This is a genomic window from Saccharothrix coeruleofusca (assembly GCF_017876325.1).
GTDB lineage: Bacteria > Actinomycetota > Actinomycetes > Mycobacteriales > Pseudonocardiaceae > Actinosynnema > Actinosynnema coeruleofuscum.
Map to the genome: position 1 here is coordinate 6,024,167 of NZ_JAGINV010000001.1, position 20,987 is coordinate 6,045,153.

Sequence of the window (20,987 nt, forward strand, 5' to 3'; positions counted from 1 at the left end):
GCGCGATCAAGCCACCACGAAGCCCCGGAGTCCTCGGACCCGGGGCTTCGCCGCTTCCGGACCAGGGACTCCCCCAGCAGAGTCGAGAGGTCACGATGAACAGCACCGACACCGCCCCGGAGAGCGCCGCCGAGAGCGCCACCGAGAACGCCGCGGGCAACACCGGGGACAGCGCCCCCGCCCAGGACATCGACGCGCTGCGCCGGGAGATCGACCACCTGGACGCGGAGCTGCTGCGCCTGGTGAAGCGCCGCGTCGAGGTCTCCAAGCTGATCGGCGCCGCCCGGATGGCCGCGGGCGGCCCCAAGATCGTGCACAACCGGGAGATCGACGTCATCAACCGCTACAAGGACCTCGGTCCGGAGGGGCGCGACCTGGCGCTGATCCTGCTCCGCCTCGGCCGCGGCGCGCTGGGCCGGTAGGGGCCGCGCCGCGGCCAGGGCGCCCCTCAGCTCCGGGGCGCCCTGGCGAAGCGCCACCGCCCGGCCAGCGCGGCCCGCACCCGCGCCAGGTCGCGGTCCACCAGCTGGGTGTCGTCGGGCACGTAGGCCAGCGGGTCCTCCAGCAGCTCCAGCCCCAGCAGGCCCTCGACCAGGGCGTGCAGGCACAGCGCCGCGTACCCGCGCAGGTAGCCGCCCTCCTGGGTGAGCACGGTGGGCAGGTCGAGCGCCGCGACCCGGCGGCCGATCGCCCGGTAGCCGCCCGCGGTGAGGTTGTGCCTGCCGTTGGGGTCGAACGCCGACCCGTCGAATCCCGAGGCGCACACCAGGAAGTCCGCGCCGAACTCGCGCAGCGCCGGGACGACGACCTCGTCCAACGCGCGCGCGTACGCGCGGTCGCCCGCGCCCAGCGACAGCTCGACGTTGATGTTGGCCTCGGCCTCCTCCTCGGGGGCGCCGGTCTGCCGGTGGTTCTCGCCCCACGGCCCGTGCCGCATGTGGATCGACGCGGTGAGCACGTCCGGGTCGGCGCGGAAGACCTCCTGGGTGCCGTTGCCGTGGTGCACGTCCCAGTCCAGGACGGCCACCCGGCGGCCCGCGCGCCGGGCCGTCTCGGCGACCAGCGCGGCGTTGTTGACCAGGCAGTACCCGTCGGCCGCGGCGGGCTGGGCGTGGTGGCCGGGCGGGCGGACCAGCGCGTAGGCCAGCCGGGTGCGGCCGTCGGCCACCGCCTCCCAGGCGGCCAGCGCGGTGCCCGCGGCGGCGCGCACGGCGTCCCAGGAGCCGGGGCCGACGACGGTGTTGACCTCCAGCGCCACCGGGTCCGGGCCCGCGCAGGCGGCCTCCAGGGCGGCCAGGTAGGCGGGGGTGTGCACGCGCCGCAGCTCCTCGTCGGTGGCCAGGCGACCGGCGCACCAGGTCAGGTGCGGGGCGACCGGGCCGTGCCGCAGCGCGTGCCGGAAGGTGCGCAGGCGGGCGGCGTTCTCCGGGTGCGGCTCCGGCAGGTCCAGCCACTCCCACCGGCCGGGCAGCTCCCACAGCCCGGTCCCGGTGTCGTGCGCCAGGCAGGCGTCGTGCCAGAACAGTTCCACCGGGACGGGATATCAGGGCGATCACGGATGGTCCAGCGGGTTCCGGGCGGGGCACACTGGTCGCATGGACGTCATCGGCCTGATCACCGCACTCATCGCCATCGTGGGCGTGCTCGCCGCCTTGGCGCACGACGGCTACCTGGCCATGCTCGGGTCGGCCGCCAAGGCCAAGCGGGCGGCGGGCGCCCCGATCGCGCAGTACGTGCGCGGGCGCTGGACCGTCGCCGGGGTGACCACGGCCGCGGCGCTGCTCGGCCTGCTGATCAACTCCGGTGAGACGGTCTCGGCCGACATCATCGGCGCGCTGGTCGCGGGCGGCGCCGGGCTGGCCGCCACCAACGCGCTGCAGGGCACCCGCAAGCGGCTGAACAGCGGGGGCTGAATTCACACGGAGGTGTGTCACTCCGCGTCACAAGGCTGATCCGAGGCGCTGTTCCCCCTCGTCCGACCTAATCTGAGCGGGCGTCCGACCGTAGGGGTGGAGAGGGCTGCGCAGCATGGGCAACGAGGCGGGAGCACCACGACCTGACAGGCACCGGCCCGCGTGCGGAGGGCCGCCCGAGGTGGACCAGGACCCGGACTTGGCAGCCGTGGGCCTCGGCAAGTTCAACATCGGCCTGGTGCCCGCGTCGGTGACGCCGCCGAAGACCTGGAGGCGCGCGGCCTGGTTCGCGGTGCTGTCCTCGGCGGCCGTGCTGGTCGGGCTGGCCGTGGCCGCCGCGGAGCTGGTCAGCTCCGGCCCGGACGAGCGGATCGCGCTGCCGGGCTACCCCCCGGAGGGGCCGCTGCTGCCCGTCTTGACCACCAGCACGCCGCCGCCCGCGGTCCACCTGCCGGGGATCGCGGGCAGGCTCACCGGCGGGCTCGCGGGCCCGGCCGCCGGGCGGTTCCCCGACCAGCTCCGCGACCGGCGGCACGACCAGACCCCGGCGGCGGGCGCCGAGGCGGCGGGTCCGTCGGACGGGGCGCCGGTTCGCGGCGCGCCCGTCGAACCGCCCGGCGTGGCCGCGCCGACCCCGGTGGCGGCCGTCAGGCCGTCCGGCGCGTCGCCGGTGGTGGACGGGAAGGCCATCGCCACCCGCACCGAGCGGTTCTACGCCGGGGTGGTCGCCGACGCCGACACCGCGCTGGCGCTGGCCACCGACGACTTCCGCGCGGGCGCGGGGGCGCTGCTGCGGCAGCGGTTCGTCGAGGTGTCGCGGGTCCGGGTCGCCGATGTGGCGGTCGACCCTGCGGTCGACCCGGCGGGCACGCTGCGGATCACCCGCTGAGGACGGCGCCACCGGCAGCGGCCCGTGGCGGGCGCAGCGGTAGGCGGCGCGCACGGCGCGTACACCTTGCTCCGGTCGGGTGACAGCGGGCGACCGCCTGCCGCCTCGAAGGGGTGAACTCGGCGCCGCGGTGCTGGATTACCGCCGGTCAGGCGCGGTACGAGTGCACGCGACGACGGTACCGAGGAGTCTCCCGTGCAGCGTCCCACGACGAGCGGTCGCAGGCGTGACCGCGCAGGGTCGGTCAGCGTGGCCGAGCTGATCCGCAAGCAGCCGACCCCGCCCCGCCTGCCGTCCGGGGAGCGGGCCGCCACCGAGGCGCTGCTCGCGGAGCTGCTCGGCGAGGACCCGCCGGAGCCGCCGCCCCACCGGGTCAACCGGGCCGCCAGGGCGGTGGGCCTGGTCGGCGGGGCGCTGGCGCTGCTGGCCGTGGTCGCGATCGTCTCCGTGCTGGCGGGCCACCGCGCGGCGGGTCCGGTGCCGCCCAGCGCCGAGCCGCCGGTGGACATCGACGGCTCGGCCGCGCTGCGACCGGACCTGCTCAGCGCGGAGCTGGGCGGCCCCGGCGCGGACGCACCGGGGTCGGCCGGGGCGGCGCGTCCGACCGGGCAGGCGGGCCCGTCGCGGATCACGCCCCCGCCCGACCTGGTCACCGGCCCGAAGCCGCAGGTCGACGTGGTGCGCCGGTTCTACGAGCTGCTGCCCGCCGAGCCTGCCGCGGCGGCCGGGCTGCTGTCGGCGGAGCTGGTCGGCGGCAGCACCGCCGACTTCGCCGCGGCGTGGAGCCGCGTCCGCGCGGTCCGCGTCGAGTCGGCCTCGCTGCGACCGGACGGCTCGGTGCTGGCGGTGGTGTCGGTGCAGGAGGCGGACGGGCGCTGGATGCGGGTCGAGCAGCTGTTCCGGCTGACCGACACGACCACGCCGCGCATCGTCGGCTCCGAAGTGCTGTCCGCCCAGCGCAGCTGAAATTTTCACGGTGCGTAGCGAAATGTTCCCGTGATCGCTACCCAGCGTTCAATGTGAGTAGTATTAAAAGGAAAAGTTCCCCCAAAGGGGTTACGCGCTCGGTCACGATTCGGTATCCATGATCCCGGTCAGCAGCAAACGCGCTCTCCGGAAAGGTGACCCGCGGTGCCGAACGAGGACAATCGCCGTCGACGGGATGGCTCCACGGCTCAGCTCTCCGTCGCCGAGCTGCTCGCCCGGCGCGAAGCGGAGACCCAGCCGATCCCCCGGATCACCGACGAGGTCGTCCCCGACGAGCAGACCGTCCGCTTCCCGCGCCCCGACACCAACCTCTCCGGCCACGAGCTGCACATCACCGAGCTGCTGCGCCGCGAGGGCCGCCCGGCCGAGGAGGCCGTCGCGGGCGGGGTGTCCGTGCCCAAGCTGGTCGCGATGGCCAGCGGCGGCGTCGTGCTGTGCGGTTCGGTCGCCTTCGGCGCGACGCAGTGGCTGTCCTCCCCCGACGAGCGCCCGCTGGCCGAGGTCCGCTTCGACACCCGCCCGGCCGCGCGCAACGGCAACGCGCTGACCGACGGCCTGGCCGCCGCCGCGGCCGCCCGCCAGCAGGCGCAGGCCCCCCAGGGCGAGCAGACCTCGGAGCAGCGGACGCCGGAACAGCGGGCTCAGGCGGCGCCCGAGACGACGACCCCGTCCCGGACCGCCCAGAAGGCTCCTCAGGCAGGACAGCAGGCACCGCGCACTACGACGACGACCACTACTACTACGGAGCAGCAGCCGCCGAGCACCACCGAGCAGCCGCCGAGCAGCAGCACCGGCCAGCCGGCCACCACGCCGCCGTCGGCCGGGACGACCACGCCCCCGTCGAGCAGCGGGAGCGCCACCCCCTCGACCTCCACCCCGCCCGCCACCCCGCCTTCTTCCACGCCCTCCTCCGGCACCTCCACCCCGCCCACCTCGGGCGAGCAGGGCGGCGTCGGCATCGGCATCGGGCTCGACCTGGGCGGCGTGCTGCGGCCGATCGGCGGCTTCGACTTCTTCTCCCCGGCGTCCTGAGGGCCGCGCAGGCCGGACGGACGGCCCAGGATCAGGCAGTGCGCGTCCGAAAGGACGAGTCTCGGCGTCCTCGGCGGGCAGCGGTGACCCGCGGCGACCGGCCGCGTGACGGTTCGAAAGCCGTCGTCACCTCCGGGGTAGGCTCTGCGGGCGTGCAGTGGCCCGGCCAACGGCCCGTCCAGTGGCCCAGCCCTGCCCCGCACCGATCCGCACGACGAGGAGCCCCGAGCGTGAGACCAGCTGCCGTTGCCGCGGTCGCGCAGCGCCCCGGCGAGGTGTCCGGGTGAGCACTGACGGTCGGCTGATCGCCGAGCGGTACCGCTTCCTGGACCGGATCGGCAGCGGCGCCATGGGCGTGGTCTGGCGCGCCCAGGACGAGCGCCTCGGCCGGATCGTGGCGGTCAAGCAGCTGCTGCTGCAGCCCAGCCTGGACGCCAGGGAGCAGGACGAGGCGATCCAGCGCGCCATGCGGGAGGGCCGCATCGCGGCCAAGCTGCACCACCCCAACGCCATCGCGGTCTACGACGTGGTGGAGGAGAACGGCGCCCCGTGCCTGGTCATGGAGTACCTGCCCTCCTACAGCCTGGCCGACACCATGGCCGAGCACGGCCCGCTGGACCCGGTCGAGGTCGCGCAGATCGGCGCGCAGGCCGCGGCGGCGCTGGCCGCCGCGCACGCGGCGGGCATCGTGCACCGCGACGTCAAGCCGGGCAACGTGCTGCTGGCCGACAACGGCCTGGTCAAGATCACCGACTTCGGCATCTCGCGGGCCAGCGACGACGTGACGGTCACCAAGACCGGCCTGATCGCGGGCACCCCGGCCTACCTGGCCCCGGAGATCGCCCGCGGCCAGGACCCCACGCCCGCCTCGGACGTGTTCTCCCTCGGCTCGACGCTGTACGCCGCGGCCGAGGGCGAGCCGCCGTTCGGTCTGAGCGAGAACACCCTCGGCGTGCTGCACGCGGTCGCGGCCGGGCGGATCAACCCGCCCACCGTCGAGCACCCGCTGACCGACGTGCTGCTGCGGATGCTGTCCTACGACGCCGCCGACCGGCCGACCATGGCGCAGACCCGCGACATGCTGCACGCCGTGGCGACCGGGCGCAGCCCCAGCCTGACCGGCCTGCGGCCCGCGACCGCGGCGGGCCTGCTGCCGGTGGCGGGCGCGACCACGGTCGTGGAGCCCGCGGAGTCGGCCGACCGCACCCGCGTGGTGCGGCCCGGTCCGCGCACCGGCACGGGCACCGCGCCGCCGGTGGCCCCGCCGCCGCGGAGCAACACCCGCCCGCTGGCCATCGCCGCCGTGGCGCTGGGCCTCATCCTGCTGATCGGCACGCTGCTGGTCGCGCTGGACGTCTTCGACAGCAACCGGCAGGTCACGCCGACGACGAGCAGCACCCCGCCCAGCTCGCCCGCGCCGACGACCACGTCGCAGCAGGTGACCACGAGCGAGGCCCCGGTGCGGACGACGGAGGCGCAGCAGCCGCCGCCGACGACCGAGCGCACCACCACGACCACGACGACCACCACGACGACCACGACAACAACGACGACCACCACCACGACGACCACGACCACCACGACGACGAGGCCCAGCGTCCCGCCGTCATCGGCGACCGAGCCGACCGTGGGGCAGTGAGACCTCGTAAGGTGGACCCCGACCCGTTCGGGTGACGCAACATTCTTGTCCTAGTGGCGATGTCTCCGGTGTTCGCCACTGAAGAAGCGAGAGCAGCACTGGGAGCAGCCGTGACCGACGATGGCCGCCTGATCGCCGGCCGTTACCGACTCGGCCAACGGATCGGCAGCGGAGCGATGGGCATCGTCTGGCAGGCGCACGACGAGCGCCTGCACCGCACCGTCGCCGTGAAGCAGCTGCTGCTGCAGCCGGGGTTGGCCGAATCGGACACCGACGAGGCCAAGCGCCGCGCCATGCGGGAGGGCCGCATCGCCGCGCGCCTGCAGCACCCGCACGCGATCGCGGTCTACGACGTGGCCGAGGACGACGGCCAGCCGTGGCTGGTGATGGAGTACCTGCCCTCGCGCAGCCTGTCCACCGTGCTCTCCGAGCGCGGCACGCTGCCGCCGCGCGACGTCGCCTCGATCGGCTCGCAGGTGGCCTCCGCCCTGGCCGCCGCGCACAACGCGGGCATCGTGCACCGGGACATCAAGCCCGGCAACGTGCTGCTCGGCAACGACGGCACCGTCAAGATCACCGACTTCGGCATCTCGCGGGCCACCGGCGACGTCACCGTCACCGCCACCGGGATGCTCGCGGGCACGCCCGCCTACCTGGCGCCGGAGGTGGCCAAGGGCTACGACCCAGGCCCGCCCTCGGACGTGTTCTCGCTGGGCTCGACGCTGTACGCGGCGATCGAGGGGATGCCCCCGTTCGGCCTGAACGAGAACACCATCGCGCTGCTGCACCAGGTCGCCTCCGGCAAGGTCACCCCGCCCAAGCAGGCGGGCCCGCTGACCGCGCTGCTGATGCGGCTGCTGCGCGCCGAGCCCGAGGACCGGCCCACCATGGCCGAGGCGCGCGAGGCGCTGGCCGCGGTGGCCGCGGGCCACTCCGCGCCGGAGTTCCCGATCAAGGTCTCGCAGACGCACCCGCCGTCGTGGCAGGGCACCCCGGTCACGCCGCCGCCCCCGCCGCCCAACGCCACCCGCGCGATGCCCCCGGCCGCCGCGCCCGCGCCGCCGAACGCCACGCGGGTGGACTCGCGCGCGGCCTCCGCCGCCCCGGCCTCCGCCCGGCCCGCCGCGCCCGCGCCGCCGTCCAGACCCGCGGCCTACCGCCCCGCCGCGTTCCGCAAGCCCGCCGCCGCTGCCGCCCAGGCCGTCGGCAGCAAGCGGTCGACCGTGGTCACCGCCCTGGCCATCGTGGCCGCCGCCGTGGTGGGCATCCTGCTGGCCAGCGTGCTGTCCAGCGGCGGCGACGAGAACCGCAACGACCTCGCGGGCGGCCCCACCTCCGCGCAGCCGGTCGACGGCGGCGGCCAAGCCCCCTCCACGACCTCCTCGACGCCGGTCAAGCCACCGGTCACCTACACCGCGCACCCGACCCAGCAGCAGCAGGAACAGGCCATCCGGGACTACTTCGCGCTGCTGCCCGGCGCCCCTCAGGAGGGGTTCCAGCGCCTGCTGCCGGAGATGCAGAGCGCCAGCGGCGGGTACTCCAGCTACGCGGGCTGGTGGAGCAGCGTGGAGTCGGTCGAGGTCAGCAGCATCAGCCAGAACGACGACTTCGCCTACGTGGTCGACCTCAACTACCGCATGAAGAGCGGCGCGACCAGCCAGGAGCGCAAGCTCATCGTGCTGAAGTGGCAGGGCCCGCACCTGCTCCTCCAGCGGGAGCAGCCGCTGGCCAAGCCGTGATCACCCGGCGGCGGTCTTGAGCGCCTCCAGCAGGCTCACCACGGCGGGCGTGCCCATGCCCTCCTCCCGCACGGCCGCGCAGATCGTGCGGACGGGTTCGGGGTGGCGCAGCCGCCGCACCACCACACCGGGGTTGACCACCCCGAGGCCGAGCTTGGGCACGATGGCCACGCCCAGCCCGGCGGCCACGAAGCCCTGCGCGGTCGGGTAGTCGTCGGCCTGGACCACGTAGCCGGGCGAGAAGCCCGCGGCGGCGCAGGCGTCAAGCACGATGGCCTGGCACGGGCCGGGCGGGACCGCCGCGTCCACCCAGGGCTCGTCGGCCAGGTCGGCCAGGTCCAGCACCCGCTTGCGGGCCAGCTCGTGGCCGCGCGGCAGGACCGCCAGGTACGGGTCGTCGAGCAGGTGCACCAGGTGCACGCCGCGGGCGAGCTCGGCGTCGTGGACCACCACGACGGCGACGTCCGCGCGGCCCGCCTCGACCTCGACCACCGGGTCGTCGGGCTCGGTCAGCTTGAGGTCCAGCCGCACGTCGGGGTGCCGGGCGCGGAAGGCGGCCACGGCGGGCGGCACCAGCGCCGCGCCCGCGGTGGCGAAGTAGCGCACCCGCAGCCGGCCGGTGCGGCCCGCGCGCAGGTCGGCCAGCGCCGCCTCGGCCTCGGCCAGCCGCTCGGTGATGTGCGCGGCGTGCTCGGTGAGCAGCCTGCCCGCGAGGGTGGGTCGCACGCCCCGGCCCACCCGCTCCAGCAGCGGCAGGCCCGCCTGCTTCTCCAGCGAGGCCACCTGCTGGCTGATGGCGGAGGGGGTGTAGCCGAGGTTGGTGGCCGCGGCCGTGATGGAGCCGGTGGTGACCACGGCTCGGAGCACCTGCATCCGTCGCACGTCCAACATGCCCCGATCTTACAGTTCTGCTTAAACGTCGTGCAGTTCTATTCACTTGTGCTGTCGCTTCGAGCGGCGCAAGGTGGTCTTCGTGAACAAGCCAGGCACGCTGATCAGAATGGGTTTCCTCGCCCTGCTCTGGGGCTCCAGCTTCCTGTGGATCAAGATCGCGCTCACCGGCCTCTCACCGGTCCAGATCGCCACGGTCCGCACCGTCCTCGGCGCCGCCGTGCTGGTGGCCCTGGCCTACGGGCGGGGTCAGCGGCTGCCGCGCGACCCGGCCGCCTGGGGGCACCTGGCGGTGGCCGCGGTGTTCGGCAACGTGATCCCGTTCGTGCTGTTCGCGGTGGGCGAGCAGACCGTGGACTCGGGCGTGGCCGGGGTGCTCAACGCCACCACGCCGCTGTGGGCGCTGCTCATCGGCCTGGCGCTGGGCACCGAGCGGCAGCGCAACCCCGCCCGGCTGGCGGGCCTGGTGCTCGGCTTCGCGGGCACCCTGCTGATCTTCGCGCCCTGGGAGCAGGCCGGGCTGGTCAGCTGGGGCGCGGCCGCGTGCCTGGCCGCGGCGGCGTCCTACGCGGTCAGCTACACCTACATCGGCCGCAAGCTGTCCGGGCGCGGGCTGTCGCCGTTCCAGCTGTCCTCGGCGCAGCTGGTGACCGCCACCGGGTTGACCGCCCTGGTGGTGCCGGTCGGCGGGCTCCAGCCGGTGCACCTGGGCTGGCCGCCGCTGCTGGCGGTGGCGATCCTGGGCGTGTTCGGCACCGGCGTGGCTTTCATCCTCAACTATCGCCTGATCGAGGACGAGGGGCCGACCAACGCGACGACGGTGGGCTACCTGCTGCCGGTCGTCTCGGTGCTGCTGGGCGCCGCTTTCCTGGACGAGGCGCTGACCGCGCGGGTGGCGCTGGGCATGGTCGTGGTCCTCGTGGGTGTCGCGCTGACCCGACGCCAACCCGCGACCGCGCTCGTCCCGACCACCCCTGAGCGAGAGCCTGCCACTACCCTCAAGTGACCTTCAGTAACGGAGGGTGATAGGCGGTTCCGCCCAGTTGAGACAGCTCACCTGGGCAAACGGGTGGAGATGGGATCCACGTCTCCCCCGAACGCGTGGTCTTCTCCCAATCCACGTCCCGATCGGGCTTCTCGGACGTCTGCTCACATGAGAACCGCCGAATCGGGAAGGTCTTAGAGATGAGCACCGAGAGCATCACCACCGCGACGACGTTCCACCTGCTGGCCCCAGGCGTCGCTCCAGCGCCCGTGGAAGCCGAGCTGCACTACGAGCCGGAGGACCCGTACGCGGTCGCCGTCCTGTTCCACACCGGGCAGGGCAAGGTGGAGTGGATCTTCGCCCGCGACCTGCTGGCGGACGGGCTGCTGACCCCGTCCGGCCAGGGCGACATCCTGGTCCGCCCGGCCGCCGACGACCCGGAGCGGGTCCTGCTGGAGCTCAACGCGCCGACCGGGTTCGCGATCCTGTCGGCCGTGGCCGAGCACGTCGCCGAGTTCCTGGACCTGACCTACGACGTGGTCCAGCCCGGCGAGGAGGACCTGTGGATCGACTTCGACCGCGAACTGGCCAAGCTGGTGTCCACCAACTGATCGGGTCGCCTACCCTCGCACCGTGCGCACGGTCGGCGGTCGATACCAGCTCGTGGAGCGCATCGGCAGCGGCGCGATGGGCGTGGTCTGGCGTGCGCGGGACGCGCTGCTGGGCCGCGAGGTGGCCGTCAAGCAGCTCCGGCTGCCCGACCTGGACCCGGAGCGGGCGCGGCTGGCCAGGGCGCGGGCGATGCGCGAGGCGCGCAACGCCGCCCGGCTGCACCACCCCGACGCGATCACCGTGTTCGACGTGGTCGTCGAGGACGACCAGCACTGGCTGGTCATGGAACACCTGGCCGCGCGGAGCCTGGCGCAGGTCGTGGCCGACCACGGCCCCCTGCCCCCGCACGAGGCCGCGCGGATCGGCGGACGCGTGGCGGCGGCGCTGGCGGCGGCCCACGCGGCGGGCCTGGTGCACCGGGACGTCAAGCCGTCCAACGTCCTGATCGGCCACGACGGGACCGTGAAGCTCACCGACTTCGGCATCTCCCGCGCGCTCGACGACGGCACCCTCACCGGCAGCGGCATGATCGCGGGCACGCCCGCCTACCTGGCCCCGGAAGTGGCGCGCGGGGAGGACCCCTCGGCGGCCTCCGACGTGTTCTCCCTCGGCGCGACGCTGTACGCGGCGACCGAGGGGCAGCCGCCGTTCGGGTCCAGCGAGAACAGCTTCGGCCTGCTGTTCAGGGCGGCCAGCGGGCGGATCCAGCCGCCCGTCCGCTCCGGCGCGCTGACCGGCCCGCTCGGCGAGCTGCTCGCCGTCGACCCCGCCGCGCGCCCCACCGCCGAGCACGTCGTGCGGCTGCTGGCCGACCTGCCTCCCGAAACGGCTCCCGGAACGGTCCCCGCGGTCGACTCGACCACTCCCGAGGCCCCTCCCGAGACGGCGCCCGAGCCCTCCGCCGAGGCACCTGCCGAGGTGTCCGCCGGGGCATCCGCCGAGCCGCTCCCCGCCGAGGCCGCCCGCCCCCGGTCCCGGCGCGGCTGGCTGGCCCCCGCCGTGGCCACCGCGATCCTGGTGGTCGCCGCCGCCGCGGTCACCGCCTTCTCGCTGGTCCGGCCGGACGGCCCGGAGCTCACCGAGCCTGCCCCGCTGACGACCCCGGCGACGGGGTCGTCCTCCGGCTACCCGTCGGCCCCGCCCGGCAGCGCGCACACCACCGACCAGGTCGCCGAGTTCGTCACCAACCACTACCTGGAGATCGACACCGACCCGGAGGCCGCCTGGCGTCACCTGGACGAGCGGATGCGGCCCAGCTTCGACGAGTACGTGGCGTTCTGGAAGCAGTACGACCTGGTCCAGCCCGACGCGGTGGAGGTCGGCCACCACGGCGGGCAGTACGTCGCGCTGGTGGACCTGATCTTCGCGCAGGGCGGCGGCAAGACCGTGGAGCGCTACCGGCTCACCCTGCGCGACAACCCGGCGGGCGGCCTGCTGATCACCAGCTCCACGCGCGTCTGAACCGGCTAGACCAGCCTGCGGTCCGAGGCCCAGCGGGACAGCTCGTAGCGGTTGGACAGCTGCGTCTTGCGCAGGACGCTGGACACGTGCGTCTCCACCGTCTTCACCGAGATGAACAGCTCGGAGGCGATCTCCTTGTAGGCGTAGCCGCGGGCCAGCAGGCGCAGCACGTCCCGCTCGCGCGGGGTCAGCAGGTCCAGCTCGGGGTCGCTGATCGGGGCCGCGCCCGGCCGGTCGGCGAACGCGTCGAGCACGAAGCCCGCCAGCCGCGGCGAGAACACCGCGTCGCCCTCGGCCACCCGGACCACCGCGCGCACCAGCTCCTGGCTGGAGATCGTCTTGGTCACGTAGCCGCGCGCGCCCGCCCGGATGACCGCGATCACGTCCTCGGCGGCGTCGGACACCGACAGCGCGAGGAACACCACCTCGGGCAGCGCCGTGCGGACCTGCCGCAGCACCTCCGCCCCGCCGCCGTCGGGCATGTGGACGTCCAGCAGCACCACGTCCGGCCGGTGCCGCGCGATGCCCGCCACCGCCTCGCCCACCGAGCCCGCCTCGCCGACCACCTCGATCTCGTCGGTGATCGAGTCCAGCTCGGCCCGCACCCCCGCCCGGAACAGCGCGTGGTCGTCCACCAGGAACACCCGAACCGTCACGTCCCCGCCTCCGTCTTCCTCGGCATCCTCAGCTGCACCTCGGTGCCCTCACCGGGGGCCGTGCGCAGCCGGACCTCCCCACCGTGCCGGTCCATCCTCCCCCGGATGGAGTCGGCGAGGCCATGCCGGTCGGCGGAAACCAGGTCGGGGTCGAAGCCCTTGCCCCGGTCGCGGACGAAGACCGCCACCTGCTCGGGCTCCACCTCGCCGTAGACGCTGATCTCGGCCACGCCCGCGTGCTTGGCCGCGTTGACCATCGCCTCCCGCGCGGCCTGCACCATCGCCAGCAGGTTGTGGTCCAGGTCGCAGTCGCCCACCACGACCTGCGACACGGTCAGCGCGAAGGTGTCCTCCACCTCGCCCGCGGCCCGCGCGACGGCCGCGGACAGCGTCGTCGGCTTGCCCGCCTCCCCCACCTCCCGGCCGTACAGCCAGTCGCGCAGCTGCCGCTCCTGCCCCCTGGCCAGCCTGCGCACCTCGCGCGGCTGCTCGGCCTGCTTCTGGATCAGCGCGAGCGTCTGCAGCACCGAGTCGTGCAGGTGCGCGGCGATCTCCGCGCGCTCCTCGGTGCGGATGCGCACCCGGCGCTCCTCGCCGAGGTCGTTGATCAGCTTGATCCACAGCGGCACGGTGAGCACCGCCACACCGCCCAGCGTGGCCACCACCGCCAGCAGCGCGAACCGGATCTGGTCGAGGCCGTAGCTGTTGATCAGCAGCACGCCGATGCCGACGGCCACCAGCGCCACGCCCGCGACCACCCGGATCAGCCCGGTGCGGCCCGCCCCCAGGAAGCCGCTGCGGGCGCCGTCGCGCCACCGCCTGCGCTGCGCCTCGTCCGCCTCGCGCCACACCACCGCCGCGCCGACCAGCGCCACCGCCAGCGGCCCCGCGATCCAGCCGCTGAGCGGGCCCGTCAGCAGGCCGCTGAGCGCGGCCGCGGCGATGCCCAGCGCCACCAGGCCCAGCGCCTGCTGGCGCTCCCTGGGCTGCTCGTCGGGCTCCGGCGAGCCGACCGGGCGCTGCGGCACGAACAGCCACAGCAGCCCGTAGGCGATCACGCCGACGCCGTTGAGCGCGGTGAGCGCGGCGAACACCGCCCGCACCCAGAACACCTCGACGCCGAGGTGCTCGGCGACGCCCCCGGCCACGCCCGCCACCACGCGCCCGCCGCGGCGCCTGCGCACCGGCTCCACCGTCCGGTCCGAGACCGTCTCCACCTGCGAACCCACCCCGGAATCGTCACACGCGGGCGGGGCCCGGTCATCAGGGTTCCACCCGATGCCCGGTTCAGGGTGCGCCCCCGATGTGCCGGGCGGGCCCGGCGGCGCATCCTCATCACCGTGAGCGGGAACGTGAGCGCAGCGGGCGTCGAGGAGACGCTCAAGGACTTCTGGGCCAGCAGGCCCCGTCGGCCGCACGGCGGGCGCAAGGTCGCCGGTGTCGCCGCCGGTATCGCGCAGCGGTACCAGATCGACCCGGTGATCGTGCGGGTGGCGTTCGTGGCCATGGCGCTGTGCAACGGCGCGGGCATCCTCATGTACCTGCTGGGGTGGTTGTGCTTCGCCCAAGAGGATGACGAGGTCTCCGCGGTGGAGTCGCTGTTCGGCCGGGGCCGCAGCGCCACGCCCGCCCCGCTCACCGTGCTGCTGTGCCTGGGCCTGCTGCCCACCAGCGGTTTCTTCATCGACGGCGGCTTCACCATGGTCGGCGGAGTGCTGCTGTCGGTCGGCGCGGTCTACCTGCTGCACCGCGGCAGGGGCCAGCTCAACCGCCCGCGGCCCACCGGGGGCCTGACGGGCGACTTCACCACGGGGGTTGGTGTGACGGGATCGGAACAGCAGACCGAGCGGGTGACGCCGCCCGCCTGGGACCCGCTGGGCGCGGCGCCCTTCGCGTGGGACCTGCCCGAGCCGAGCGGTCCGCCGCCCGCGCCCGAGCAGCCCGCGCACCGGCCCCGGCGGCCCCGGTCGCGGGTGGGTGCGGCGACGTTCGCGCTGGCCCTGCTGGTGCTGGGCGGCGCGGTGATCTCCGCGGACTTCGACTCCGCCTACGGCGACTGGTTCACCGCCGAGCACACGCTCGGCCTGGTGGTGGCCGTGCTGGGGCTGGGGCTGGTGGCGGGCGCGCTGCGCGGCAACGCGGGACGCGGGCTGATCTGGCTCGCCGTGCCGCTGAGCGCGATCGGCCTGGTGCTGACCACGGCGGGGTTCGACGACTTCGACAACAGCGACCGGATGGGCGACATCAGCGCCCGGCCGACGACCGCCGAGGCGGTGCTGGACGAGTACCACACCAAGGCGGGGCAGGTCGAGCTAGACCTGACCGCGCTGCCCGCCACCAGCGAGGTGAGGACCGAGGTGCGGGTGGGCGTGGGCAGCGCGGTCATCCGGGTGCCCGCGAACGCCGACGTGGAGGTCAGCTGCGAGAACGGGCTCGGGTCGATCGAGTGCCTCGGTGAGCAGCACGACGGCCCCAAGGGGTCGGTGCGGGCCGAGGACAACGGCCCCGACGGGGAAGGCGGGCCGAAGGTGGAGCTCGAGGTGCGGACCAACGTCGGCAGCGTGGAGGTGCTCCGTGGCTGAGTCGGAACTGCGGGACAAGCGCGGGGTGGACGTGGTGGGGCTGGTGTTCGGCATCGGCACCCTGCTCGCCTCCGCCTACATGCTGACCGACGGGCGGATCTGGCCCGACTTCCTGGACCTGCGGCTGCTGCTCGCGGGCGGCGCCATGGTGATCGGGATCGGGCTGCTCGCCGGGTCGATGCGGCGCAGGCGCTGAGGACGACGCTGAGAACGACGCCGGAGACGGCGCCGGAGACGTGAAGAGGGCCACCCCCGCGGGGGTGGCCCTCTTCACGTCCTCACTCCCACTCGATGGTGCCCGGCGGCTTGCTCGTCACGTCGAGCACGACCCGGTTGACCTCCGCCACCTCGTTGGTGATCCGGGTGGAGATGCGCTCCAGCACCTCGTAGGGCAGCCGGGTCCAGTCCGCGGTCATCGCGTCCTCGCTGGACACCGGCCGCAGCACCACCGGGTGACCGTAGGTGCGGCCGTCGCCCTGGACGCCGACGCTGCGCACGTCGGCCAGCAGCACCACCGGGCACTGCCAGATCTGCCGGTCCAGCCCGGCGGCGGTCAGCTCCTCGCGGGCGATGGCGTCGGCCTTGCGCAGGATCTCCAGCCGCTCCGCGGTGACCTCGCCGATGATCCGGATGCCCAGGCCGGGACCGGGGAACGGCTGGCGCTGCACGATCGTCTCCGGCAGCCCCAGCTCGGTGCCGACCCGGCGCACCTCGTCCTTGAACAGCGCGCGCAGCGGCTCGACCAGCGTGAACTGCAGGTCCTCCGGCAGGCCGCCGACGTTGTGGTGGCTCTTGATGTTGGCCGCGCCCGCGCCGCCGCCGGACTCCACCACGTCGGGGTAGAGGGTGCCCTGCACCAGGAACCGGTAGTCGCCCTCGGCCTTGAGGTCGCGCTCGGCCTGCTCGAAGACCCGGATGAACTCCCGGCCGATGATCTTGCGCTTCTGCTCCGGGTCGGTGACCCCGGCCAGCGCGGTCAGGAACCGCTCCCGCGCGTCCACGGTCACCAGGTTGACGCCGGTCGCGGCCACGAAATCGCGCTCCACCTGCGCCCGCTCACCGGCGCGCAGCAGGCCGTGGTCGACGAACACGCAGGTCAGCCGGTCGCCGATGGCGCGCTGCACGAGGGCCGCGGCCACCGCCGAGTCCACCCCGCCGGACAGGCCGCAGATGGCCTTGCCGTCCCCGACCTGCTCGCGGATGCGCGCGACCTGCTCGTCCACGATCGAGGAGGTGGTCCACTGCGGGCGCAGGCCCGCGATCTCGTGCAGGAAGCGGCGCAGCACCTCCTGGCCGTGCGGCGAGTGGCCGACCTCCGGGTGGTACTGCACGCCCGCGAACCGGCGCTCCGGGTCCTCGAACGCGGCCACCGGGGCGCCGTCGCTGGTCGCGGTCACCGTGAAGCCGTCGGGGGCCTTGGTGACGCAGTCGCCGTGGCTCATCCACACCGGGTGGGTGTCGGGCAGCTCGTCGTGCAGCAGGCCACCGCCCTGCCGCACGCCCAGCTCGGTGCGGCCGTACTCGCGGGTGCCGGTGTGCTCGACGGTGCCGCCGAGCGCGCCCGCCATGGCCTGGAAGCCGTAGCAGATGCCGAACACCGGCACGCCCGCGTCGAACAGCTTCGGGTCCACCTGCGGCGCACCCGGCTCGTAGACGCTGGACGGACCACCGGACAGCACGATCGCCGCCGGGTCCTTGTCCAGCAGCTCCGCCACCGACGCGGTGTGCGGGACGACCTCGGAGTACACCTGCGCCTCGCGCACGCGGCGGGCGATCAGCTGCGCGTACTGCGCGCCGAAGTCGATGACCAGAACGGGGCGGTTGCTGCTGTCGGCCACTGGGGGCAAACCTCCTGTAGGGGCGAGTCCGCGCTGTTAAAGAATCGCAGACGTGGAAGAGGAACTGCTCACCGGAGGCGGGCTCAACCAGGTGGTTCGGGTCGGCGGCACGGTCCGCCGCCCCACCGGCCCGTGGACGCCGATGGTGCACCGACTGCTGGACCACCTGGCGCCGCTGGGCATAGCGCCCCTGGTGCACGGGTTCGACGACGAGGGCCGCGAGGTGCTCACCTACCTGGAGGGAGAGGTGGGTCACCCGCCGATCCCCGAGCACCTGCGCGGCGACGACACCCTCGTCGCCGTGGCGAAGCTGGTCCGCGTGCTGCACGACGCCACCGCCGAGCTGGCCGACCAGCGCGACGGCTGGCGGTTCCCCGCGATCGAGCCGGTGGAGGTCATCTGCCACAACGACCTCGCGCCCTACAACGTGGTCTTCGACGGCGCCGAGCCGGTCGGCCTGATCGACTTCGACACCGCGCGCCCCGGCCCGCGCTGGTGGGACCTGGCCTACACCGCCTACTGCCTGGCGCCGCTGTCGCCGGAGTTCGGCACCCCCGACGAGCAGTGGCGGCGGGCCGAGCTGTTCTGCGCCGCCTACGGCACCACCGCCGAGGGGCTGGGCCGCCACGTCCTCGCCCGGTTGGACGACATGGTCCGGATGATCCGCGAACTCCCGGAGTTCCACCGGCAGCGCGAGGAGGGTCACGACCTGCTGTATTCGCGCCACGCGGAGTACGTGCGCGCGCACTTCCAAGATCGGTAAAGCCAACCGGCCCCCGGCGGCCTACGGTGGGTGACATGGACGCGTTCACCCCGCAGCCGAGGCCCTGCTGGATCGCCGGACGCGCCGAACAAGGCGCCGAGGCCACCACCGTGTTCCACCCCTTCGACGGCACCGAGGTCGCCTCGGTCGCTGTGCCCGGACCCGACCAGGTGGAACGGGCCGTCGCCGCCGCCGCGGCGGCGGCCAAGCCGTTCCGGCGCACCCCGGCGCACCTGCGGGCCGAGGCGCTGATGCGGGTCTCGGCCGCGCTGGCCGAGCGGGCCGAGGAGATCGCCGAGACCATCACCGCCGAGAACGGCAAGCCGCTGAAGTGGGCGAACATCGAGGTGACCCGCGCGGTCAACACCTTCCGGTTCGCCGCCGAGGAGGCCCGCCGGTTCACCGGCGAGCTCCAGCGGCTGGACACCGACGCCAACGGGGAGGGCAGGCTGGCAGTGGTCCGGCGGGTGCCGCGCGGCCCGGTGCTGGCCGTGGCCCCGTTCAACTTCCCGCTGAACCTGGTGGCGCACAAGGTCGCGCCCGCGCTCGCGGTGGGCGCCCCGGTGATCGTCAAGCCCGCCTCGGCCACGCCGCTGTCGGCGCTGCTGCTGGGCGAGCTGCTGGCCGAGACCGACCTGCCCGAGGGCGCGTTCTCCGTGCTGCCGGTGCGCGGCGCGGACATGAAGTCGCTGGTCACCGACGAGCGGTTGCCGGTCATCTCGTTCACCGGCTCCACCTCGGTCGGCTGGTCGCTGGCCGAGGCCGCGCCGCGCAAGCACGTGGTGATGGAGCTGGGCAGCAACAGCGCGGCCATCGTCTGCCCGGACTGGCCGGACCTGGACCAGGCCGCCGCGCGCATCGCCACGTTCGGCAACTACCAGGCGGGCCAGTCCTGCATCGCGGTGCAGCGGGTGCTGGTGCACCGGGACGTGGCCGGGGAGTTCGTGCCGAAGCTGGTGGAGAAGGTGCGCGCCCTGCGCACCGGCGACCCGCACGACCCGGAGGTCGAGGTCGGGCCCCTGATCGACGAGGACAACGCCAAGCGGGTCCAGGAGTGGGTGGCCGAGGCGGTGTCGGCGGGCGCGACGCTGCACGTGGGCGGCGGGCGCACGGGCACCTCGGTGGAGCCCACCGTGGTCCAGGACGTGCCGCCGGAGGCGAACCTGTGGCGCCAGGAGGTGTTCGGGCCGGTGCTGGTGGTGTCCGTGGTGGACAGCGTGGCCGCGGCGTTCGAGCAGGCCAACGCCACCGACTACGGCCTGCAGGCGGGCGTGTTCACCCGTGACGTGGGGGTGGCGTTCGAGGCGGCGGCCGAGCTGGAGGTCGGCGGCGTGATCATCGGCGACGTGCCGTCCTACCGGGCCGACCAGATGCCCTACGGCGGGGTCAAGGGCTCGGGCACCGGGCGTGAGGGCGTGCGATCGGCGATGGAGGACTTCACCGAGGAGCGCACCATGGTGCTCACCGGTATCGCTCTCTAGCTCGAACCCGCATTTCTCCCTGTTCGCCTCGGCCGACGGCGCGCACGCTGGTGCGGCGACCGTTGTCGCGGCGAACCAGGGAGGGTGCCATGTCCACGCGCGGGGGAATCGGCGGCTGCGTGACGGTGCTGGTGCTGGTGGGCTTCGTGGCTTACGCCCACCAGCACCCGGACCAGGCGTTGGCGTTCGCGCGGGAAGCCCTGGTGCTGCTGAGCCGGGCCGCCGACGCCCTCGCCACCTTCCTCCAGCACCTCACCACCTGACGCCTGCAAGTACTACCCGCCCCGCTCCCCAGGGCCGGTAACTACTACCCGGCGACCGTGAGTTCGGCGATGTCACCACCGACTCCCCGCTGCTCACTCGGGCAGCTCCGGTTCAACGGCAGCGGCGATGTCGGTCGCCGCCTTGCACGATTCGTCCAGCGACGTGTCCGATGTGGCGAAGACGTCCACCCTGGACGTCACGCTCACCTCGATCGCCACCGCACAGGAAGTCGAGGTGACGGGCTTCTTGACCAACTTGGCCTGCCGACTTCCGACTGAAGTCTCGGAAATTTCGGAGTTCGCCCCCGGCACGAAGTCGTCGAGGCCCCTGCTGGGACGGACGTCGAGCCGGGCCGTCACGCCGTCGGAGTACACGGCGAGACAACTGGCGCTGCCGTCCTCTTTTATCCCCGTCAAGCCGAATTGAGCGGTGATGGAAGTGAACACCGAACACGGCTCGAACCCGACCAACGACGCACCGCCGGCAGGTGAAGTCGATGCCGATTCAGGCGCGTCCGCCGCACTCACCGCAGTGGTAGTGCTCGCGGGCGACGGGTTCCCGTGCTCACCACTGCCGCACGACGCCAGTACCAGTCCAGCGAACGTGAGCAGTGCGGCGGTCCGAGCCACGATCGACTTGATCAAGTGAATCCTCACCTCAGCAGCTCTGGAAGTTGTCAGCGTGATCGTCGTCAACAGCGCGGTAGTTCTCCACCGCTTTCCGCATGGCCGCCTCGGCGTCAGCGAGCGCCGCTCTGAGTTGCTCGATCGCAGGCACGATACCGATCGTGCCTGCTCCCCCGGTGGCGCTTTCCAGGTTGTAACGACTCATCGCTCTGGCGTCAGGGCTTGTGCCGAGCTTGGTCTCCTGCTGGAGGTAGAACACCTGCGACTCGATAATGCGCAATTCGCTCTGAGCATCGTCGATGGCTTTGATGTACGCCTGAGCACCCGACTCGCTGATCGCGAATGAACCGGACTCCGCCGCCTGCTTCAAGCCCTGCGCATTGGCTGTCATCGCCTGCATGGACTGCGCGCTCCACGCGCCCTCTACCGCCACTCCTACTCCCTGCCGATCACCCCCTCAACTCGACATGGCATTGCCGGCGGACCGCTACGTTTCCGCTTCGACGCAGGCAACGCACAGCTGGATTCCGACCATAGCGCAGTTCAGACCACGACCAAGCAGAACGCCACGATCAGCGCATCAGATCAACCCAGACGTGTTAGCGACAGCCATCCTCATCACAGCACCG

The 20,987-nt window shown here is 73.4% G+C and carries 22 protein-coding genes; 15 read left to right on the forward strand and 7 right to left on the reverse strand.

Annotated features, from left to right (window positions below; translation table 11 throughout):
• The first annotated feature begins 95 nt into the window (after positions 1–95).
• The gene (locus JOF41_RS27245; RefSeq protein ID WP_209622962.1) at positions 96–422 is read left to right on the forward strand and encodes a chorismate mutase; all 327 of its coding nucleotides are present in this window, start codon (positions 96–98) and stop codon (positions 420–422) included.
• A 26-nt stretch (positions 423–448) separates the two neighbouring features.
• On the opposite strand, the gene JOF41_RS27250 is transcribed toward JOF41_RS27245, so the two are convergent.
• A complete protein-coding gene (locus JOF41_RS27250; RefSeq protein ID WP_229795821.1) occupies positions 449–1,531 on the reverse strand; it encodes an arginase family protein in 1,083 nt (360 codons plus the stop codon).
• A 64-nt stretch (positions 1,532–1,595) separates the two neighbouring features.
• Between JOF41_RS27250 and JOF41_RS27255 the strand changes: the two genes are divergently transcribed.
• The 6 genes from JOF41_RS27255 to JOF41_RS27280 all read left to right on the forward strand — a co-directional run bounded on the left by JOF41_RS27255 (position 1,596) and on the right by JOF41_RS27280 (position 8,199).
• Entirely contained in the window at positions 1,596–1,913 is a 318-nt protein-coding gene (locus JOF41_RS27255; RefSeq protein ID WP_189224222.1) for a hypothetical protein, read from the forward strand.
• Between the two features lie 199 nt (positions 1,914–2,112).
• Entirely contained in the window at positions 2,113–2,802 is a 690-nt protein-coding gene (locus tag JOF41_RS27260; protein WP_209622965.1) for a hypothetical protein, read from the forward strand.
• 195 nt (positions 2,803–2,997) lie between these two features.
• Complete coding sequence (locus JOF41_RS27265) at positions 2,998–3,768, forward strand: hypothetical protein (protein WP_209622967.1); 771 nt, start codon at positions 2,998–3,000, stop codon at positions 3,766–3,768.
• A 165-nt stretch (positions 3,769–3,933) separates the two neighbouring features.
• Positions 3,934–4,821 carry a hypothetical protein gene (locus JOF41_RS27270; protein ID WP_209622969.1) on the forward strand — a complete coding sequence of 296 codons (888 nt, stop codon included), beginning with the start codon at positions 3,934–3,936 and terminating at the stop codon, positions 4,819–4,821.
• A gap of 283 nt (positions 4,822–5,104) precedes the next feature.
• Positions 5,105–6,460 carry a serine/threonine-protein kinase gene (locus JOF41_RS27275; RefSeq protein ID WP_209622971.1) on the forward strand — a complete coding sequence of 452 codons (1,356 nt, stop codon included), beginning with the start codon at positions 5,105–5,107 and terminating at the stop codon, positions 6,458–6,460.
• A 110-nt stretch (positions 6,461–6,570) separates the two neighbouring features.
• Positions 6,571–8,199 carry a serine/threonine-protein kinase gene (locus tag JOF41_RS27280; protein WP_189224217.1) on the forward strand — a complete coding sequence of 543 codons (1,629 nt, stop codon included), beginning with the start codon at positions 6,571–6,573 and terminating at the stop codon, positions 8,197–8,199.
• On the opposite strand, the gene JOF41_RS27285 is transcribed toward JOF41_RS27280, so the two are convergent.
• A complete protein-coding gene (locus tag JOF41_RS27285) occupies positions 8,200–9,090 on the reverse strand; it encodes a LysR family transcriptional regulator (RefSeq protein WP_189224216.1) in 891 nt (296 codons plus the stop codon). It lies immediately after the preceding gene.
• Positions 9,091–9,199: 109 nt separating this feature from the next.
• On the opposite strand from JOF41_RS27285, the gene JOF41_RS27290 reads away from it, so the two are divergent.
• The 3 genes from JOF41_RS27290 (at position 9,200) to JOF41_RS37945 (ending at position 12,148) form a co-directional block, all read left to right on the forward strand.
• The gene (locus tag JOF41_RS27290) at positions 9,200–10,096 is read left to right on the forward strand and encodes a DMT family transporter (RefSeq protein ID WP_209624486.1); all 897 of its coding nucleotides are present in this window, start codon (positions 9,200–9,202) and stop codon (positions 10,094–10,096) included.
• A 179-nt stretch (positions 10,097–10,275) separates the two neighbouring features.
• A complete protein-coding gene (locus JOF41_RS27295; RefSeq protein ID WP_189224215.1) occupies positions 10,276–10,686 on the forward strand; it encodes an SsgA family sporulation/cell division regulator in 411 nt (136 codons plus the stop codon).
• 22 nt (positions 10,687–10,708) lie between these two features.
• The gene (locus JOF41_RS37945; RefSeq protein WP_268248743.1) at positions 10,709–12,148 is read left to right on the forward strand and encodes a serine/threonine-protein kinase; all 1,440 of its coding nucleotides are present in this window, start codon (positions 10,709–10,711) and stop codon (positions 12,146–12,148) included.
• A gap of 5 nt (positions 12,149–12,153) precedes the next feature.
• Here the strand turns inward: JOF41_RS37945 and JOF41_RS27305 are convergent, their stop codons facing one another.
• Entirely contained in the window at positions 12,154–12,804 is a 651-nt protein-coding gene (locus tag JOF41_RS27305; RefSeq protein ID WP_189224214.1) for a response regulator, read from the reverse strand.
• Positions 12,801–14,033, reverse strand: coding sequence for an ATP-binding protein (locus tag JOF41_RS27310; protein WP_229795817.1), 1,233 nt, complete (start codon positions 14,031–14,033; stop codon positions 12,801–12,803). Before JOF41_RS27310 ends, JOF41_RS27305 begins: the two co-directional genes overlap by 4 nt.
• Before the next feature lie 111 nt (positions 14,034–14,144).
• On the opposite strand from JOF41_RS27310, the gene JOF41_RS27315 reads away from it, so the two are divergent.
• Positions 14,145–15,386, forward strand: coding sequence for a PspC domain-containing protein (locus JOF41_RS27315; RefSeq protein ID WP_229795815.1), 1,242 nt, complete (start codon positions 14,145–14,147; stop codon positions 15,384–15,386).
• Positions 15,379–15,582 (forward strand): hypothetical protein, encoded by a 204-nt coding sequence (locus JOF41_RS27320; protein ID WP_189224213.1) that lies wholly within the window; start codon positions 15,379–15,381, stop codon positions 15,580–15,582. Before JOF41_RS27315 ends, JOF41_RS27320 begins: the two co-directional genes overlap by 8 nt.
• 82 nt (positions 15,583–15,664) lie before the next feature.
• On the opposite strand, the gene guaA is transcribed toward JOF41_RS27320, so the two are convergent.
• Complete coding sequence (guaA, locus tag JOF41_RS27325) at positions 15,665–17,224, reverse strand: glutamine-hydrolyzing GMP synthase (RefSeq protein ID WP_189224212.1); 1,560 nt, start codon at positions 17,222–17,224, stop codon at positions 15,665–15,667.
• A gap of 52 nt (positions 17,225–17,276) precedes the next feature.
• Between guaA and JOF41_RS27330 the strand changes: the two genes are divergently transcribed.
• From JOF41_RS27330 to JOF41_RS27340, 3 genes are all read left to right on the forward strand, one after another.
• Positions 17,277–17,987, forward strand: a complete 711-nt coding sequence (locus JOF41_RS27330) for a phosphotransferase (protein WP_209622973.1) — start codon at positions 17,277–17,279, stop codon at positions 17,985–17,987.
• A 35-nt stretch (positions 17,988–18,022) separates the two neighbouring features.
• Positions 18,023–19,468, forward strand: a complete 1,446-nt coding sequence (locus JOF41_RS27335; RefSeq protein WP_209622975.1) for an aldehyde dehydrogenase family protein — start codon at positions 18,023–18,025, stop codon at positions 19,466–19,468.
• 89 nt (positions 19,469–19,557) lie between these two features.
• Positions 19,558–19,731, forward strand: coding sequence for a hypothetical protein (locus JOF41_RS27340; RefSeq protein WP_189224210.1), 174 nt, complete (start codon positions 19,558–19,560; stop codon positions 19,729–19,731).
• A 93-nt stretch (positions 19,732–19,824) separates the two neighbouring features.
• Here the strand turns inward: JOF41_RS27340 and JOF41_RS27345 are convergent, their stop codons facing one another.
• Both JOF41_RS27345 and JOF41_RS27350 read right to left on the reverse strand, forming a co-directional pair.
• Positions 19,825–20,376: a DUF3558 family protein gene (locus JOF41_RS27345; protein ID WP_209622977.1), complete on the reverse strand. Its 552-nt coding sequence runs from the start codon at positions 20,374–20,376 to the stop codon at positions 19,825–19,827.
• Positions 20,377–20,389: 13 nt separating this feature from the next.
• The gene (locus tag JOF41_RS27350) at positions 20,390–20,791 is read right to left on the reverse strand and encodes a hypothetical protein (RefSeq protein WP_307867547.1); all 402 of its coding nucleotides are present in this window, start codon (positions 20,789–20,791) and stop codon (positions 20,390–20,392) included.
• Positions 20,792–20,987: the final 196 nt, after the last annotated feature.